This is a genomic window from Salinicoccus sediminis, from assembly GCF_000986795.1.
In the GTDB taxonomy this organism is placed as follows: domain Bacteria; phylum Bacillota; class Bacilli; order Staphylococcales; family Salinicoccaceae; genus Salinicoccus; species Salinicoccus sediminis.
In genome coordinates, this window is sequence record NZ_LAYZ01000001.1 from 36307 (window position 1) to 55050 (window position 18744).

At 50.6% G+C, this 18744-nt stretch carries 15 protein-coding genes and 1 pseudogene; all 16 read left to right on the top strand.

Going from position 1 to position 18744, the window contains the following annotated elements:
* The first annotated feature begins 47 nt into the window (after window positions 1-47).
* The gene (xerC, locus tag WN59_RS00195) at window positions 48-923 is read left to right on the top strand and encodes a tyrosine recombinase XerC (protein ID WP_046510824.1); all 876 of its coding nucleotides are present in this window, start codon (window positions 48-50) and stop codon (window positions 921-923) included.
* A gap of 11 nt (window positions 924-934) precedes the next feature.
* The gene (gene hslV / locus WN59_RS00200) at window positions 935-1474 is read left to right on the top strand and encodes an ATP-dependent protease subunit HslV (protein ID WP_046510825.1); all 540 of its coding nucleotides are present in this window, start codon (window positions 935-937) and stop codon (window positions 1472-1474) included.
* 14 nt (window positions 1475-1488) lie between these two features.
* Window positions 1489-2859 (top strand): ATP-dependent protease ATPase subunit HslU, encoded by a 1371-nt coding sequence (gene hslU, locus WN59_RS00205; protein ID WP_046510828.1) that lies wholly within the window; start codon window positions 1489-1491, stop codon window positions 2857-2859.
* 18 nt (window positions 2860-2877) lie between these two features.
* Window positions 2878-3648, top strand: a complete 771-nt coding sequence (gene codY, locus WN59_RS00210) for a GTP-sensing pleiotropic transcriptional regulator CodY (RefSeq protein ID WP_017548533.1) — start codon at window positions 2878-2880, stop codon at window positions 3646-3648.
* Window positions 3649-3798: 150 nt separating this feature from the next.
* Window positions 3799-4566, top strand: coding sequence for a 30S ribosomal protein S2 (rpsB, locus tag WN59_RS00215; RefSeq protein WP_046510831.1), 768 nt, complete (start codon window positions 3799-3801; stop codon window positions 4564-4566).
* 107 nt (window positions 4567-4673) lie between these two features.
* Window positions 4674-5555 (top strand): translation elongation factor Ts, encoded by an 882-nt coding sequence (gene tsf, locus WN59_RS00220; RefSeq protein ID WP_156172378.1) that lies wholly within the window; start codon window positions 4674-4676, stop codon window positions 5553-5555.
* A gap of 69 nt (window positions 5556-5624) precedes the next feature.
* Entirely contained in the window at window positions 5625-6347 is a 723-nt protein-coding gene (gene pyrH / locus WN59_RS00225; protein WP_046510838.1) for a UMP kinase, read from the top strand.
* A gap of 15 nt (window positions 6348-6362) precedes the next feature.
* A complete protein-coding gene (gene frr / locus WN59_RS00230; protein ID WP_046510841.1) occupies window positions 6363-6920 on the top strand; it encodes a ribosome recycling factor in 558 nt (185 codons plus the stop codon).
* A gap of 171 nt (window positions 6921-7091) precedes the next feature.
* Window positions 7092-7799, top strand: a pseudogene (locus WN59_RS00235) (isoprenyl transferase); the annotation flags it as partial.
* Window position 7800: 1 nt separating this feature from the next.
* Window positions 7801-8589: a phosphatidate cytidylyltransferase gene (locus WN59_RS00240; RefSeq protein ID WP_046510847.1), complete on the top strand. Its 789-nt coding sequence runs from the start codon at window positions 7801-7803 to the stop codon at window positions 8587-8589.
* Window positions 8590-8612: 23 nt separating this feature from the next.
* Window positions 8613-9737, top strand: a complete 1125-nt coding sequence (gene dxr / locus WN59_RS00245; protein ID WP_046510849.1) for a 1-deoxy-D-xylulose-5-phosphate reductoisomerase — start codon at window positions 8613-8615, stop codon at window positions 9735-9737.
* 4 nt (window positions 9738-9741) lie between these two features.
* Window positions 9742-11025, top strand: a complete 1284-nt coding sequence (rseP, locus tag WN59_RS00250; protein WP_046510852.1) for an RIP metalloprotease RseP — start codon at window positions 9742-9744, stop codon at window positions 11023-11025.
* Window positions 11026-11037: 12 nt separating this feature from the next.
* The gene (locus tag WN59_RS00255; protein ID WP_046510855.1) at window positions 11038-12726 is read left to right on the top strand and encodes a proline--tRNA ligase; all 1689 of its coding nucleotides are present in this window, start codon (window positions 11038-11040) and stop codon (window positions 12724-12726) included.
* Window positions 12727-12777: 51 nt separating this feature from the next.
* Window positions 12778-17064, top strand: coding sequence for a PolC-type DNA polymerase III (locus tag WN59_RS00260; protein WP_046510857.1), 4287 nt, complete (start codon window positions 12778-12780; stop codon window positions 17062-17064).
* A gap of 119 nt (window positions 17065-17183) precedes the next feature.
* Window positions 17184-17651 carry a ribosome maturation factor RimP gene (rimP, locus tag WN59_RS00265; RefSeq protein ID WP_046510859.1) on the top strand — a complete coding sequence of 156 codons (468 nt, stop codon included), beginning with the start codon at window positions 17184-17186 and terminating at the stop codon, window positions 17649-17651.
* Window positions 17652-17667: 16 nt separating this feature from the next.
* On the top strand, window positions 17668-18738 hold the full coding sequence (gene nusA / locus WN59_RS00270) for a transcription termination factor NusA (protein ID WP_046510862.1): 1071 nt from the start codon (window positions 17668-17670) through the stop codon (window positions 18736-18738).
* The last annotated feature ends 6 nt before the right edge of the window (window positions 18739-18744 follow it).

The following is an 18744-nucleotide window of genomic DNA, read 5'->3' on the forward strand; positions in this document are numbered from 1 at the left end:
ATGATTTTTTGTAATTGTGATAAGATTCAGATAAAGGAGGTGGGCGTATCCGCTACCTTGACCAGTTTCTGGATCAGCTGGCATTCCAGCGCAACCTGTCGGGACATACTGTGACGAATTATAAAAGGGATATCCTCGAATTCGAAAAATTCCTGAAAGCAGAATCGCTTGTTCCGGAGCAGTTCAAATACATGGATGCCAGGAACTATCTCAACAGGCTCTATGAAAAAAAATTGAAGAAAACTACGGTATCCAGGAAGATATCTTCATTGAGGAGCTTTTATAATTATCTTCTGGACCGCAATATTGTGGCTGCCAACCCATTCAGCAGCCTGCCGAACCCGAAGCAGGAAAAGCCGTTGCCGGGTTTTCTTTACGAAAATGAAATCAGTGCGCTGTTCGATGGTCTGGATCGGACTTCGGGCATGTATATGAGAGACCTCGCCCTGCTGGAACTGCTCTATGCAACAGGCATCCGTGCCTCCGAACTTTTGGGGCTGAACCTTTCAGATATCGACTTCAATCATTCATTCATCAAAGTACGGGGCAAGGGCGGCAAAGAAAGGGTTGTCCCTTTCGGGAGCAGGGCATCGCGTGCCCTCCGGGACTACATTGAGGCACACCGGAGGGCGATTGATGACGGCGGAGCGTTCTGGATCAACCACAGGGGCGGCCCATTGACCTCCCGCGGGCTGAGGTATGTCCTCGATATGATGGTCAAAAAGAGTGCGAGTGATTTTCATATACATCCGCACAAGATCAGGCACAGTTTTGCGACGCACCTGCTCAATAATGGAGCAGATCTCAGGGCGGTGCAGGATCTGCTCGGACATGAATCTCTTTCTACAACCCAGAGATATACCCATGTCTCCAAGGAACAGCTGAGGAAGACGTATTTGGAACATCATCCAGCAAATAAGTAAGAGGTGGAAAAATGGCTATTAAAGGAACGACGATATTTGCCATCCGTCATCAGGACAGGATGGCGATGGCCGGGGACGGTCAGGTCACACTTGGCAACCAGGTGGTGATGAAGCATACTGCACGGAAGGTCAGGCGCCTGTTCGACGATACAGTGGTGGCGGGCTTTGCGGGCAGTGTGGCGGATGCGTTCACACTGTTTGAAAAATTCGAGGCCAATCTCCATGCATATAACGGAAACCTGGCGCGTGCCGCTGTTGAACTCGCCAAAGAGTGGAGGGGGGATAAGATCCTCCGGCAGCTCGAGGCGATGCTGATTGTCATGGATAAGGAGTCCATGCTGCTGGTAAGCGGCACGGGGGAGGTCATCGAGCCGGATGACGGCATACTCGCCATCGGCAGCGGCGGCAACTATGCGCTGGCTGCGGGACGGGCGATGAAACGTCACGGGGAAGGTCTTGATGCGGAAACAATCGCGCGGGACAGCCTTCAGGTTGCCAGTGAAATATGTGTATTCACCAATGATAATATCATTGTGGAAACGATAGATTAAAGGAGCGTCTATAAGTGAAACAGAATCTTTCTCCACGTGAGATAACTGCACGTCTTGATGAGGATATCATCGGTCAGGATGATGCGAAGCGCAAAGTTGCGATAGCAATGCGGAACAGATTCAGAAGGATGCAGCTCGATGACGGGCTGAAAGACGAAGTGATTCCCAAGAACATCCTTATGATTGGACCGACAGGAGTAGGGAAAACAGAAATAGCAAGACGGATGGCGAAGCTTACAGGAGCGCCTTTCACCAAAGTGGAAGCGACGAAGTTCACTGAAGTGGGCTACGTCGGCCGGGATGTTGAAAGCATGGTGCGCGACCTCGTTGAAGCAGGCGTCCGGATTGTCAAGGACAGGCAGATGGAGATCGTCGCCGAAGATGCCGCGAACCTGGCCGAAGAACGGCTGGTCGGTCTGCTTGCACCGGGAGTGAAACGCACCAAGCAGTCGAACAATCCTTTTGAGATGCTCATGAACCAGCAGGGCGGTGAGGAATATGAAGAGGTGACGGATGAGGTGCGGCAAAAGCGCATGTCACTCCGCGACAAACTGAAGGCCGGGCTTCTGGAAGATGAGAAAGTGACTGTCGAAGTCGAGCAGAGCCAGAATCCGATGGGCATGATGATGCCCGGCATGGATGAGGGCGGTATGCAGGACATGCTGAAGCAGTTCATGCCGAAGAAAAAGCACAAGCGCACGATGCCTGTCAAAAAGGCCCGTGAATATCTGCAGCGTGAAGAAGCGGAAAAGATCATTGATACCGACACCGTGAATTCTGAAGCGATAGAACTTGCAGAAACAATGGGGATCATTTTCATCGATGAGATGGACAAGATCGCCAAAGGCGGCCAGAACTCGGGCGATGTTTCGCGTGAAGGAGTCCAGCGGGACATCCTGCCGATTGTCGAAGGCAGTACGATCCAGACCAAATACGGGCCGGTGGATACCGACCATATCCTGTTCATCGGCGCCGGAGCATTCCATGTCGCCAAACCGAGCGACCTGATACCGGAGCTCCAGGGGCGTTTCCCGATCCGGGTCGAACTGGGAAAGCTGAAAGCGGAGGACTTCGAAAATATTTTGAGGGAACCGAGGAGTTCCCTGCTGAAACAGTATGAAGCCCTGCTGTCGACAGAAGGTGTAACGATTTCATTCACCGATGAAGCGGTTGGCGAACTTGCACAAATCGCATTCGAGGTAAATTCGGATACGGATGATATCGGGGCGCGGCGCCTGCACACGATACTCGAGACACTGCTTGAAGAACTGCTTTTTGAAGCAAGCGGAATGCAGGGCGCACATGTTGAAATCACAAGGCAGTACGTAACAGCAAGACTGGACAAAATAAAATCAGACAAGAATCTGAGCGCATTTATCTTATAATCATAAAGGAGAAAAAGAATGAACAGTCTATTACAGAAAACAAGGGAAATCAACAAATTGATACAGGGAAACAAGGGGATCAAGGTCGACTTCAAGGAAGTGTCCGAAATTGTAAGCAGCGTACTTGTATGTAATGCATTCATCGTATCCCGCAAAGGCAAAGTGCTGGGATTCGGCGTGAACTCAGAAATCACGAATCCAAGGATCAGGGAAATGCTCGAAAACCGCAGGTTCCCTGACGAGTATGTAAGCAAAATCATGAAGCTAGATGAAACACACGAAAACATCAAGTTCGAAGATCCGATGACAATCTTCCCGGCAGAAGATTCTTTCCAGGATTCCGAAACATGCATCGTTCCGATCAGCGGCGGCGGTGAACGTCTCGGCACACTGATCCTCGGACGCGTCACTGAAGCGTTCTCGGAAGATGATCTGGTTCTTGCGGAATATGCAGGCACTGTAGTCGGCATGGAAGTGCTGAGGGAGAAGCAGGAGGAAATCGAGAAGAAAGCGCGTGACAAAGCGAGCATCGCGATGGCCATCCGCTCCCTTTCCTATTCAGAACGGGAAGCGATAGAGCACATCTTCGAAGAACTCGACGCAGACGAAGGACTGCTTGTCGCTTCCAAAGTTGCCGACCGCGTGGGCATTACACGTTCAGTCATCGTCAACGCACTGCGCAAGCTTGAAAGTGCAGGCGTTATCGAATCAAGGTCACTCGGCATGAAAGGTACATTCATCAAAGTCAAGAAAGAGGACTTCCTTCCCGAACTCAGAAAGGAAAGCTGATTTTAATGTTTGATTTAAACATTGGAATATGATATATTATTAAACGGCTGAATTACAGCCCCATTACACACAGTACTGTCAATTGCTGACAGGTGCCGTTTGGTCGTCACCATAGCAGTACTGGAGGAAAAACCTGAGGAGGAAATATCAATGGCAGTTATTACTATGAAACAATTGCTCGAAGCTGGTGTACACTTCGGTCACCAGACTCGCCGCTGGAACCCTAAGATGAAGAGATACATCTTCACTGAAAGGAACGGCATCTATATCATCGACCTGCAGAAGACGGTCAAGAAAGTGGCGGAAGCATACGACTTCGTGAAAAGCATTTCCGAAGACGGGGGCAAGATCCTGTTTGTAGGTACAAAGAAACAGGCTCAGGAAGCGATCAGAGAAGAAGCTGAAAGAGCTGGCCAGCTTTTCGTAAACGAAAGATGGCTCGGTGGTATCCTTACCAACTACAAAACAATCTCCAAGCGTATCAAGCGCATCTCTGAAATCGAAAAGATGGAAGCGGATGGAACGTTTGAAGTACTTCCTAAAAAAGAAGTCACTGAACTCCGCAAAGAGTATGACCGTTTGAACAAATTCCTCGGCGGAATCCGTGAGATGAAAGAAATGCCTAAGGCGCTCTTCATCGTGGACCCTAGGAAAGAACGCAATGCGATCATGGAAGCTAAAAAACTCAACATTCCAATCGTTGCAATGGTCGACACTAACTGTGATCCGGACGAAATCGATTATGTCATCCCTGCAAACGACGATGCAATCCGTGCTGTAAGGCTTATGACAAGCAAAATGGCGGACGCTGTCCTTGAAGGCCAGCAAGGCGTTTCCGACGAGGAAATCGCACAGGAACAGAACATCGACATGTCAGAAGCCTCTGAAGAAGAGACTGCTGAAGCAGGCGAAAGATAATAAATTTTTGAAACAACGGTGATAAGTATATTATTCTTATCACCTTTTTTAAAAGATGGACAGACTGTTTCCATCGGCTTATGAAAAACATTAGTACAGGAGGATGTATTATGGCTATTTCAGCAAAATTAGTTAAAGAACTACGTGAAAAAACAGGTGCAGGCATGATGGACTGCAAAAAAGCCCTCCAGGAAACTGACGGTGACCTTGATAAAGCGGCTGACTATCTTCGCGAAAAAGGCATCGCCAAAGCTGCCAAAAAGGCAGACCGCATCGCGGCGGAAGGTCTTGTCGGCGTAAAATCCCAGGGCAACTCTGCAGCAATCGTTGAAATCAACTCTGAAACTGACTTCGTTGCAAGGAACGAGAGCTTCCAGAATCTGGTCAACGACGTTGCAAACCACATCCTTGAAACGAAACCGGCGGATCTTGAAGCATTGAATGCTTCTGAAATGAACGGCAAGAAAGTTGAAGAGGTCATCACTGAAGCGGTATCCAAAATCGGTGAAAAGCTGACTCTCAGAAGATTTGCAGTAGCTGAGAAGACAGACAACGATTCATTCGGTGAATATCTCCACATGGGCGGCCGCATCGGCGTGCTTACGATCGTTGAAGGTTCCACAGATGAGCAGGCTGCGAAAGATGTTGCCATGCACGCAGCTGCACTGAACCCTAAATACGTTTCAAAAGATGATGTATCCCAGGAAGAACTGGCTCACGAAAGAGAAGTTCTGAAGCAGCAGGCCCTGAACGAAGGCAAACCGGAAAACATCGTGGACAAGATGGTTGAAGGAAGAATGCGCAAGTATCTCGAAGAGATCTGCATCGTCGACCAGCCGTTCGTCAAAGATTCAGATCAGACTGTTGAACAGTTCCTGAAATCCAAAGGCGGTACGCTTAAAGACTTTATCCGTTTTGAAGTTGGGGAAGGTATCGAGAAGAGAGAAGAAAACTTCGCTGACGAAGTTCTCGGTCAGGTCAATAAGTAATGAAAAAGACACTTCGGTGTCTTTTTTTCTAAATGAATATTCAACAATAATAGATAAGGATGAAGATATATGCCTGAAACTTCCAAATATAATCGTATCGTACTGAAATTGAGCGGAGAAGCACTGGCGGGAGATGAAGGCTTCGGCATCAATCCGGTGGTCATCAAAAATATTGCAGAGCAGGTTGCAGGGGCCAAGGAGCTCGGTGTAGAAATCGCGGTCATCGTAGGCGGCGGCAACATATGGCGCGGCAAGATCGGAAGCGACCTCGGCATGGACCGCGGGACTGCGGATTACATGGGCATGCTTGCCACTGTGATGAACTCCCTTGCACTGCAGGACAGCCTTGAACAGCTCGGCTGTGAAACTCGTGTGCTCACCTCGATTGAAATGAAACAGGTTGCGGAACCTTATATCAGAAGACGTGCGATCAGACACCTTGAAAAGGGCCGCATCGTAATCTTCGCCGCAGGCATCGGCAACCCTTACTTCTCCACTGATACTACTGCGGCGCTCCGTGCGGCGGAAGTGGAGGCGGACGTAATCCTGATGGGCAAAAACAATGTGGACGGTGTTTATTCCGCAGATCCGAAATTCGACAGCGGTGCCTATAAGTACGATACACTGACATATATGGAAATGCTCCAGGAGAACCTCCAGGTGATGGATGCCACAGCTTCATCCTTTTGTATGGACAATGATATACCGCTTGTGGTATTTTCGATTACAGAAGATGGTAATATCAAGCGTGCTGTGTCAGGAGAGACAATCGGTACGTTTATCAAAAAGTAATGGGAGAGAAAGACAATGAGTGAAGCAGTATTGAAAGATGCAAAAGGGAAGATGCAGAAATCCCTTGAAAGCCTGCAGCGTGACCTTGCGGCGATCCGTACAGGGCATGCCAATGCAAGCATGCTTGACCGTGTGACAGTGGATTACTACGGTGCACCGACACCCATCAACCAGCTGGCGGGGATTGCGGTGCCTGAAGCGCGCATGCTTACAGTGACACCTTATGACAAAGGCTCTGTCGATGATGTGCTGAAAGCGATCCAGCAGGCCGACCTTGGCGTCAATCCGACAAGCGACGGCACGATGATCCGCATCACTGTGCCACAGCTGACTGAAGAACGCCGCAAGGAATTCGTCAAGGATGCACGCCGGGAAGGCGAAAATGCCAAAGTTGCAATACGCAATATCCGCCGTGAAGCCAATGATGAGTTCAAGAAGATGGAAAAAGACGGCGATATCAGTGAAGATGAACTGAGAGGCTACAATGATGATGTCCAGAAGCTCACTGATGATTACATCGCAAAAGTCGACTCTGCATGTGATGATAAAGAGAAGGATATCTTGGAAGTTTAATCTATCCTTTACAGGCGGGATTTCCTGCCTGTTTTTTTATGTCCCCCGCTCCGCGGGGGATAAAGTGATTGAGGACAGTTTGCTCTCGATGTATACTATTAAATATAATGCTTTTGGAGGATTAACATGTTTGGTTGGAAGAAGCAGAAGCAATCAGCTGGGACAAGGGCGCTGCCGGAACATATCGCGATCATCATGGATGGCAACGGCAGGTACGCCAAACAAAGGAACAGGCCGAGGGTCAACGGCCATTACGAGGGCATGCAGAATGTCAAACGTATCACACGGCATGCATCGGACATCGGCATCAAGTATTTGACGCTCTATGCTTTTTCCACAGAGAACTGGAGCCGGCCGAAAAGTGAAGTCAGCTACCTGATGAAACTGCCGGGGGATTTCCTCGGAGCGTTTCTCCCTGAACTTATCGAAAAAAATGTTAAAGTGGTAACGATAGGTAATGGTGATTCACTGCCCCGCCATACTGTGAAAGCGGTGGCGGAAGCTGTGGAGAAGACACGGGACAATACCGGTCTGACACTCGTTTTCGCACTGAACTACGGCGGCCGCGATGAACTGGTCAAAGGAATAAGGGAAATTGCCGAGGAAGTTTCTGCAGGAAAACTGGATATTGAAGATATCAGCCAGGCAACTGTAGACCGGCATCTATACACCAAACACATGCCGGAACCGGAAATGATGATCCGCACCAGCGGTGAATACCGCCTGAGCAACTTCCTGCTCTGGCAGTCATCCTACAGTGAATTATTCTTCACAGATACATTCTGGCCGGAATTTACAGCAGATGAACTTGATGAAATGATTTCACAGTACCAGAAACGGTCAAGAAGGTTCGGAGGCCTGGACGAAGAGGAGGTATAACATGAAGACGAGAACAATCACAGCCATAATCGCCCTGCTGCTGTTCATCCCGATGGTGGTGATCGGCTCCTGGCCCATGCTCATTTTAGTCTACTTCCTTGCTTATACCGCCCTCTATGAAATATTGAAGATGAACCGCATACATATCCTGTCCATACCCGGCATGCTCTCCATGGTCGCCTTGTTCATCGTCATGGTGCCGCATGAAAACTATGCGCCGAACATCTCGGCTTTCCAGGGTGATATGATCATCGGCATGGCACTCGTCATGCTGAGTTTCACCGTCGTGAGCAAAAACAGGTTTTCATTCGTTGACATGGGTTTCTGTGTGCTTGCAGTAGCATACGTCGGCATCGGTTTCATGTATTTTTACGAAACACGTGAAGCAGGCCTGATATACATACTCTACGGACTGCTCATCGTCTGGGTGACGGACACCGGCGCCTATTTGGCCGGCAGGGCGGTCGGGAGAAGGAAACTCTGGCCGCAGATCAGCCCCAATAAGACCGTTGAAGGATTTCTGGGCGGGATACTGTGCAGCCTGCTTCTTGCGCTCCTCTTTTGGGCGACAGGCTGGATCCAGGGGACGAACGTATTCCTGTTCGTCTTCATGACGATGATACTGAGCATGTTCGGCCAGCTCGGAGACCTGGTCGAGTCCGCACTGAAGCGCCACTTTGATGTTAAGGATTCAGGCAGGCTGCTGCCGGGCCACGGGGGGATCCTGGACCGCTTTGACAGCTTCATCTTCGTGCTCCCTCTGATGAACATACTGCCGCTCATAAACTAAGAGATTGATAAGGTGAATGATATATGAAAAAGATATCCATACTCGGTGCGACGGGTTCCGTAGGAACCCAGGCCCTCGAAGTGATCAGCTCCAATCCGGAGTCGTTTTCACTCTGCAGCATTTCAGCAGGCAGGAACATAGCGAAACTGGAAGAGATCATAGAAGAATTCAGACCCTCCCTTGTCAGTGTGATAGACGACAATGCCAGGAAATCATTGGCGTCGAAATACACTGACATTGAATTTTTATCAGGAAGGGAAGGACTTCTTGCCATAGCGGATGATGATTCCGACATGCTGCTGACAGCAATCTTGGGCAGCATCGGGCTCGAACCCACCCTGGCTGCGATAGATGCAGGGAAAGACATCGCGCTCGCAAACAAGGAGACGCTTGTTGCCGCCGGAGAAACCGTGATGGCAAGGGCAAGGGAAAGAGATGTGGAGATCGTCCCTGTGGACTCAGAACATTCAGCCGTCTTCCAGTGTCTCCGCGGCGAAAGGCTGAGTGAGATGAAACGCATCATCCTGACAGCAAGCGGTGGCTCCTTCAGGGACCTCACGCGGGAGGAACTTTCCGGGGTCACACTTGAAATGGCACTCAACCATCCGAACTGGTCGATGGGACAGAAAATCACAATCGATTCCGCCACAATGATGAACAAAGGACTTGAAGTCATAGAGGCGAAATGGCTCTTCAATGCTGATGTTGACCAGATTTCAACGATACTCCACAGGGAGAGCACCATCCATTCCATGGTGGAATTCAACGACAACAGCATCATGGCACAGATGGGCACGGCGGACATGAAGACAGCGATACAGTTTGCCTTCAGTCATCCGGACAGGCTGCCTGCACCCAATCCGATGGATCTGGATGGCATGACGCAGCTCAATTTCCGTCCAATGGACCTCGGGCGTTTCAAAATGCTCCAGTTTGCCTATGACGCACTCCGGACAGGGGGCACAATGCCGGCAGTGATGAATGCAGCGAACGAATATGCAGTCGCTAAATTCCTGGACGGTGAAATATCTTTTACAGATATAGAAAAGGTAGTAGAATTACGGATGAATGAACACAATCCGGTGCAGAATCCGGATCTTGAAACCATTCTGTATTACGATCGGCTGTACAAGTCCGATATGAGGTGATTAAATGATCGGCATTTTAGCATTCATAGTAGTTTTCGGCGTGCTTGTGACCGTGCACGAACTGGGACATATGATCGTGGCGAAACGCTCCGGGATCATGTGCCCCGAATTTGCCATCGGCATGGGTCCGAAACTCTTTTCATATAAATACAACGATACACAGTATACGCTCCGGCTGCTGCCGATCGGCGGATATGTCCGCATGGCTGCCGAGGAGATGGAAGTCAATCCATTAAATTCCGGCATGCGGATCCAGCTCAAGGTGAATGACAGGAACGAAATCACGCATATCATCCTTGATGACAAGCATAACTTCACACATATCGAGGAAGTTGAAGTGATCGAATCCGACATCAAAGACGAAATGACCGTGAAGGTACTGAGGCTGCATGACAATGAGGAAATAAGCTACAGCATTGCCCATGAAGCCTATTTCGTCCAGAATTCAGAACTGGAGCGTATCGCGCCGAGGTCTGCAAGATTCGAATCCAAATCGGTCTTTGCAAGATTCATGACACTTTTTGCGGGACCGGCGATGAACTTCGTCCTTGCATTCGTGCTGTTCACACTGCTCTTCTATATCAACGGCAAGCCGTCGGAAGAACCGGTCGTGGGAGTCGTGGCGGATGATACCCCGGCTGAGGAAGCGGGCCTTGAGGAAGGGGACAGGCTGCTCAGCATCAACGGAACCGGGGTTGACAGCTGGGACCATATGTCACAGATCATCCAGAATGAAGGGGAATCCGAACTTGACATCGTCGTTCAGAATGACGGTGAGGAAAGGGTACTTGAGATGACCCCTGTCGTCGATACGACGGAACTGCCCGATGGGGAGACGATGGAGCGGCTGATCATCGGCATCGGTGCTGCAAATGAACACGGCGCTGTGTCACCGCTATGGTGGGGCGTACAAGAGACCTACGAAATGGGGACGATGATCTTCCACCTTGTCGTCGATATGTTCATCAGCATATTCGAAGGGACGTTTTCTTTTGATATGCTGAACGGACCTGTCGGCATATACAAAGTCACCGAGGACGTGGCTGCCCAGGGTCTGATGACACTGATCAACTTTACGGCAATACTGAGTGTCAACCTTGGCATAATGAACCTGCTGCCGATCCCGGCGCTTGACGGGGGGCGCATCCTGTTCGTGCTGTACGAGGGCATATTCAGGAAGCCGCTCAACAAAAAAGTGGAAATCAACATCCAGCTCATCGGTGTGCTCTTCGTATTGATGGTGATGATACTGGTGACATGGAACGACATAAAAACATTTTTCCTTTAGGAGTGAAGTCCAATGAAACAATCCAGAATGTTTATACCCACGATGAGGGAAACACCGCAGGACGCAGACAGTCTCAGCCACCGCTACATGCTGAAGTCCGGCATGATCAAGCAGATGGCGGCAGGCATCTACACGTACCTTCCGATCACGAAGCTCGTGCTCAACAACATCGAACAGATTGTGCGTGAAGAGATGAATGATATCGGCGGAGTGGAGATCCACATGCCGGTGCTGCATCCTAAAGAACTTTGGGAAGAATCCGGAAGGTGGCAGGCGTACGGTTCTGAACTGATGCGCATGAAAGACCGCCACGACCGGGACTTTGCACTCGGACCGACCCATGAGGAAATCGTTACGGCGCTTCTCCGCGATGAACTCAAAAGCTATAAGAAGCTGCCGCTCACCCTTTTCCAGATACAGACGAAATTCCGCGATGAATTGAGGCCGCGCTTCGGCCTGCTCCGCGGACGCGAATTCATCATGAAGGATGCGTATTCCTTCCACAGTGATGAAGCTTCACTTGATGAAACGTACAATGACATGTACCGGGCCTACTCGAACATCTTCAGACGCGTCGGTCTGAATTACCGGGCGGTCGAAGCCGATTCCGGTTCCATCGGCGGCAGCCACACCCATGAATTCATGGCACTGTCGGAAATCGGCGAGGATATCATCGTCTACACCGACGAAAGCGGCTATGCATCAAACATCGAGAAGGCGGCATGCATTGTTCCGGAAGCGGTGGACAGTGCGGCGCAGGAAGCACTTGAAAAAGTGCCGACACCGGGTGTCGATTCCTGCCTGTCGCTTGCTGAACATCTGAACATCGGCCTGATGGATACGACCAAGACGATGGTGGTTAACATCGACGGCGAATTCGTCATGATCCTGATCCGCGGCGACCATGAACTGAACGACATCAAAGTAAGGGACTACTTCGGGGCTGAAGATGCAGAATTCGCCACAGATGCAGAAATCAGGGGGATAATGAACGCTGCACCCGGCAGCCTTGGGCCGGTGGGGTCATCCATCCCGGTCTACCTCGATCATCAGGTGGATGTGATGTACAACTATCCGGTGGGGGCGAACACTGATGAATACCATTACATCAATGTCAATCACGGCCGCGACTTCGAAGCTGCGGGCACGGGTGATTTCCGCTTCATCACAGAAGGTGAGAAGGCCGAGGATTATAGCGGTGAAGTGAAATTCATGAAAGGGATCGAAGTCGGGCAGGTGTTCAAGCTCGGCACAAAATATTCCGAGTCCATGAATCTCAACGTGCTGAATGAGAACGGTCGCAGTGTTCCCGTCCTGATGGGATGCTACGGTATAGGAATCTCCCGTACGCTCTCAGCGATCATTGAAAGCCACCATGACGACCGTGGCATCATCTGGCCGAAGTCGGTGACTCCGTTCGATATCCACATCATTACGGCGAATCCAAAAGACCGGGACGCCCAGGATGCCGCTGAAAAACTGTATGAAGCACTCGGCCGTGAATACAGGGTGCTCTATGATGACAGGAAAGAACGCGCCGGCGTCAAATTCGCCGATTCCGATCTGATCGGTCTGCCGTACAGGGTCGTCATCGGCCGCGGCATCAAGGACGGCAGAGTGGAAATAAAGGCACGTGACAGTGAAGAGACGGTCGAAGTGGAAATCGGCCAGGTCACAGAATATCTGAAAGCAAACTATTAGATAGAAATTTTCAGCGCGTAAATCATGGATTTGCGCGCTTTTACAGGAGTGTTGTCAGTGAAAGGGAAGGAACAGTTCAAAGTGCTTCTTGAACAGGCGGGCATCCAGGATAATGACCATTTATCCGGCGGCCAGCTTGAAAAAATAGTGGCGGACGACGATGAAAGAGTATGGGAGTTCCATATCCATTTTGACAGAATGATACCAGCTTCCCTGAGGAACCTGATGGAGGGAAGCATCAGGGATGCCTTCCATTCCATCGCAGCGGCGAAAATTTTCATTACCGCGGATTCCTATGACGATAAGGACATCATCGACTATCTGGAGTATGCACTTACAGAAGTGAAGGTGAACGATAATATCCGGTTTCAGCTGATGAACTGTGACAAGGAGTTCAAAGACGGTGTGCTCACCTTCTCGGTCCAGAACGACATTGAAGTGGCGCATTTCAACAAGCATATCAACGGCAACCTGACTGCCGTCTACAAATCACTCGGACTGCCGATAACAGCCATCGATTTCAGGACGGATGCAAACCTTGACAGCGACAAGCGTACGAAGCTTGAAGCCCGTCTGAAGGAAGAGAAGACCGAGCTCGTGCAGGGTTTCATTGAAAACCGCAAAGAGATGGAAGAGGAAAGGGAGAGCCGCAGGGAAGAGGTCGTCAAACAGATCGGAAAATCCATGGATCTGAATGGTGTGAGGCCGCTGCATGAAGTCGTTGATGAGGAGTTCAACGTCAAAGTGGAAGGTGTCATCTTCGACAGCGAAGTCAGGGAGCTCAGAACCGGACGGAAAATCCTGCAGCTCAAGATTACGGACTATACGGATTCCATTGCCGCCAAAATGTTCTCAAGGCACGGCAAGAACGACGAGGATGTTTTTGATGCACTTTCAAAAAATGACTGGGTCGTCATCGAAGGGAATGTGGAATATGATGAGTTTGCGAGGGATATGGTGCTCATGATCCGCAATCTCAACGTTATCCACAAACCGGCCAAAAAGGACACCATGGAGGATAAGCGTGTCGAACTGCATCTGCATACCGAAATGAGCCAGATGGATGCGCTCCGGAATATCGGGGACTATGTACAGCGTGCAAAGGATTACGGGCACAAGGCAATTGCCATTACGGACCACAGCAATGTCCAGGCATTTCCGGATGCGTTCCATGCCGCCCGGGCAGCAGGCATCAAGATGATCTACGGCATGGAAGGGATGCTCGTTGACGACGGTGCGCCGATTGCATACAAACCGCAGGACATCACCTTGGAAGATCATGATTTCGTCGTATTCGATGTGGAGACCACCGGTCTGTCATCCAAATACGACCGGATCATCGAGCTTGCAGGCGCCAAAGTGAGGAACGGGGAAATCATCGACCGTTTCGAGCGTTTCAGCAACCCTGGTGAACCGCTGACAGAAACCATCAAGGAGATTACAGGCATCACCGACGACATGCTGGTCGGTGCGCCGCCGATCGATGAAGTGATCAGCGACTTCAAAGAGTGGGTCGGGGACGCGATATTCGTCGCCCATAACGCAAGTTTCGATATGGGGTTCATCGAGGCCGCATATCAGCAGGTCGGCTTCGGGCCGTATACGAACGGGGTCATCGATACGCTTGAGCTCTCCCGGACGATAAACAAGGATTTCAAAAAGCATGGCCTGAACATCCTCGCGAAGAAGTACAATGTCGAACTGACCCAGCACCACAGGGCAATCTACGATGCCGAGGCGACTGCCTACATCTTCATCAAGATGTTGTCGCAGATCAGGAAGCTCGGCGTGGAAAACCATAGGGAAATCAACAGCACTCTGGCGGATCCGGATTCCTACAAACGCTCGATGCCGACGCACGTCACGATTCTGGTCAAAAACCAGACAGGCCTTAAAAACCTCTTCAAGATCGTCTCGCGTTCCCTTACGGACAACTTCTACAAATCCGCGCGCATCAAAAAACAGCTTCTCGAGGAATATCGCGAGGGACTCCTCATCGGGAGCGCCTGTGATTCAGGCGAGGTATTCACTGCCATGATGCAGAAGCCGTATGAAGAGGCGAAAAAAGCCGCGAAATTCTACGACTATCTTGAAGTGTTCCCGAAAGCCCTGTACAGGCGTCTTCTTGACAGGGAAATCATACGGGATGAAGCAACGCTCGAGGAAATCATCAAGAACATCATCAGGCTGGGCGGTGAACTGGATAAGCCGGTCGTCGCCACGGGCAACGTCCATTATCTGGACGAGTCGGAGAAGCTCTGCCGTGACATTCTCGTCAAAAGTAATCCGGGGAACCCGTTAAGCCGCGGCACACTTCCGGATGCACAGTTCAGGACGACGTCCGAGATGTATGAGGAATTTGCATTCCTTGATGAGGAGACCCGCCGCGAGATCGTCATCGACGCGCCGAACCGGGTTGCCGACAGCATCGATGAAGTCAGTCCGATCAAAGATGATCTCTATACACCGAATATCGATGGTGCGAATGAAGAGATGCGCAATCTCAGCTACACGAATGCCAAAGCGCTCTACGGCGAGGATCTGCCGCAGATTGTGACGGATCGCCTGGAGACGGAGCTTGAAAGTATCATCGGCAACGGCTTTGCCGTCATATATCTGATCAGTCAGAAACTGGTGAAGAAATCCCTTGATGACGGCTATCTTGTCGGTTCGAGGGGGTCGGTCGGCTCGAGTTTCGTGGCCACGATGACAGAAATTACAGAAGTGAACCCGCTGCCGCCGCACTATGTATGCCCTGATTGCAAAGAGTCTGAATTCTTCACGGACGGCAGTGTGAACTCGGGCTACGACCTGCCGGATAGAGAATGCACCGGCTGCGGTGTCCCGCTGATCAAGGAAGGACAGGATATCCCGTTCGAAACATTCCTCGGCTTCAAAGGGGACAAAGTGCCGGATATCGACCTCAACTTCAGCGGTGACTACCAGGCGGAGGCGCACAACTATACAAAAGTGCTGTTCGGCGAGGACAAGGTTTTCCGTGCCGGAACAATCGGCACCGTTGCCGAGAAGACGGCGTTCGGCTATGTCAAAGGCTATCTGAACGACAACGGCCTGCAGCGGAGGGGCGCCGAAATCGACAGGCTTGTACTGGGCTGCACGGGCGTCAAGCGGACAACGGGACAGCACCCGGGCGGAATCATCGTCGTCCCGGATGACATGGATATATACGATTTCACACCGATACAGTATCCGGCCAACGACACGGAAGCAGAATGGAAGACGACGCACTTCGACTTCCACTCGATCGACAACAACCTGCTCAAGCTCGATATACTCGGCCACGATGATCCGACGATGATCCGCATGCTGCAGGACCTCTCGGGCATCGACCCGAAAACACTGCCTGTGGATGACAGGGAGACCATGTCTTTATTCAGCTCGCCGGAAACGCTCGGTGTGACCGAAGAGGACATCGTCTGCCGTACAGGCACACTCGGTGTTCCCGAGTTCGGGACCGGATTTGTAAGGCAGATGCTTGAAGATACACGGCCGTCGACCTTCAGTGAACTGGTCCAGATATCCGGCCTGTCCCACGGGACGGACGTATGGCTCGGCAATGCACAGGATCTGATCAGAAGCGGGACATGCGACCTTAAAAACGTGATCGGCTGCCGGGATGACATCATGGTCTTCCTCATGTACCAGGGGCTTGAGCCTTCCCTTGCCTTCAATATCATGGAGAAGGTGAGGAAAGGGAAAGGGCTGTCCGAGGAGCATGAAGCTGCGATGAAGGAGCAGGGTGTGCCGGACTGGTACATCAGTTCATGCAAAAAGATCAAGTACATGTTCCCCAAAGCCCACGCAGCGGCGTATGTACTCATGGCTGTGCGGATTGCGTATTTCAAAGTGCACTATCCGCTGTATTATTACGCAAGCTACTTCAGCGTCCGTGCTTCGGATTTCGACCTCCTGACGATGGTCAAAGACAAGTCGACCATCCGCCACAGGGTGAAGGAGATGAACCAGAATTTCCAGGAGCTCACCAAGAAGGAGAAGGATACGCTGGTCGTGCTTGAGATCACCAATGAGATGGCACAGCGCGGCTACAGGGTGAAACCTGTGGATGTGGAAAAATCCGACAGTTTCAATTTCAGGATCGAGGATGATGCATTGATACCGCCGTTTGTCGCAGTGCCGGGACTCGGGGCGAACGTTGCAAAACGGATTGTGGAGACGCGGGAGACTGAGCCGTTCATCTCCAAGGAGGACCTGAACAAACGCGCAGGCGTCTCACAGAAGATCATCGATTACATGACCGAAATGGGCAGTCTGGATCATCTGCCGGACAAGGCGCAGCTCTCCATATTCGATATGTAGCTTGATGTTGCGGCGATTTCAGCCGTATGGTATAATTATTATGATATTAAGACTCACGTCACACGGAGAAGAACGGGCCTGCCCGTTCTTCTCTTAGTTTTGAAGGAGGCGAATGGACAATGAACCGCACTGAGCAAAACGTTATGGACAAAGCACAGCCGGTTGTCGAAACGTTGGGATACAAGCTTATAGAAGTGGAGTATGTCAAGGAAGGTCCTGATTTCTTCCTCAGGCTCTATCTGGACAAGAAGGGCGGCATCTCACTTGAAGACTGCGCTCAGGTAAGCGAAGTCCTAGGCGAAAAGCTTGATGAATGGGATCTCATCAAAGGAGGATACTTCCTGGATGTTTCTTCGCCGGGAGCCGAACGTCCCATCAAGGATGATGACGATCTTGAGATGACCCTTGACCACGGGATCTATGTCAAAACCTACCAGCAGATTGCCGGGGAGAAGGAATGGACAGGTGTCCTGAAATCCTACGATGACAAATCGGTGACTGTGGAGTACAGGGTTAAGACACGCACTAAAACAATTACCATTGAAAGAGAAAAGATAGCCACTATTAGAAAGGCGGTCTTATTATGATTGGAGGCGCTGGACAGTGAACCAGGAATTATTGAATGCGATCGACTACCTTGAAAAGGAAAAGAGCATTCCGAGGGAAGTGCTGATAGAAACGATTGAAGCGGCACTCATGACGGCTTATAAGAAAAACTATACACAGCATAAGAATGTAAAGGTGGACCTGAACATCGAAAATGGTTCATACCGTGTAATCTCAAGGAAGGATGTCGTGGAGGAAGTTGAGGATCCAACAGCAGAAATCGATCTTGCGACTGCCCGCACAGTCAACCCGGCCTATGAAATCGGGGATCCATACGATGAGGATGTGACACCGAAGGACTTCAATCGTGTCGGTGCCCAGGCCGCAAAGCAGGCCGTGATGCAGCGGCTCCGTGATGCGGAACGAGGCATTCTGTACAATGAATTCATCGACAAGGAAGATGAAGTGATGACTGGTCTGATTGACCGTGTCGATAATCGCTTTGTCCATATCCAGCTTGGCCGCACGGATGCTGTGCTCAGTGAGTCTGAAAGGATGCCAAATGAAACGTATACGCCGAATGAACGCATCAAAGTATATGTCAACAAGGTCGAACAGACGACCAAAGGACCGCAGATCTTCGTCTCAAGGACACATCCCAACCTTCTGAAGCGTCTGTTTGAAAAAGAAGTGCCTGAAATCTATGACGGCACAGTGGAAATCATGAGTGTGGCGCGTGAAGCGGGCGAACGTTCCAAGATCAGTGTCCATGCCGGCAACCCGGATGTGGATGCCGTCGGCTCATGCGTGGGCGCGAGGGGTACACGGGTCGAAGCGATCGTCAATGAACTTTCCGGAGAGAAAATCGACATTGTACTCTGGGATGAGGATCCCAGAGTATTCGTCAAAAACGCCCTGGGCCCCTCCCAGGTCGTGGATGTCATCGTTGATGAGGAAAACCAGTCGACGATGGTGATCGTCCCGGACAACCAGCTGTCGCTCGCCATCGGCAAGAAAGGTCAGAATGCACGCCTTGCCGCGAAGCTGACTGGTTGGAAGATCGATATCAAAAGTGAATCTGACGCTGCGGCAGAATCTGATGCTGCAGAAGAAGGTAGTGAAGAATAAATTTCG

Coding starts and splice junctions, on each gene's coding strand:
- hslV (WP_046510825.1), top strand. CDS start 935: ATGGCTATTAAAGGAACGACGATATTTGCCATCCGTCATCAGGACAGG.
- codY (WP_017548533.1), top strand. CDS start 2,878: ATGAACAGTCTATTACAGAAAACAAGGGAAATCAACAAATTGATACAG.
- rpsB (WP_046510831.1), top strand. CDS start 3,799: ATGGCAGTTATTACTATGAAACAATTGCTCGAAGCTGGTGTACACTTC.
- pyrH (WP_046510838.1), top strand. CDS start 5,625: ATGCCTGAAACTTCCAAATATAATCGTATCGTACTGAAATTGAGCGGA.
- frr (WP_046510841.1), top strand. CDS start 6,363: ATGAGTGAAGCAGTATTGAAAGATGCAAAAGGGAAGATGCAGAAATCC.
- WN59_RS00240 (WP_046510847.1), top strand. CDS start 7,801: ATGAAGACGAGAACAATCACAGCCATAATCGCCCTGCTGCTGTTCATC.
- dxr (WP_046510849.1), top strand. CDS start 8,613: ATGAAAAAGATATCCATACTCGGTGCGACGGGTTCCGTAGGAACCCAG.
- rseP (WP_046510852.1), top strand. CDS start 9,742: ATGATCGGCATTTTAGCATTCATAGTAGTTTTCGGCGTGCTTGTGACC.
- WN59_RS00255 (WP_046510855.1), top strand. CDS start 11,038: ATGAAACAATCCAGAATGTTTATACCCACGATGAGGGAAACACCGCAG.
- rimP (WP_046510859.1), top strand. CDS start 17,184: ATGAACCGCACTGAGCAAAACGTTATGGACAAAGCACAGCCGGTTGTC.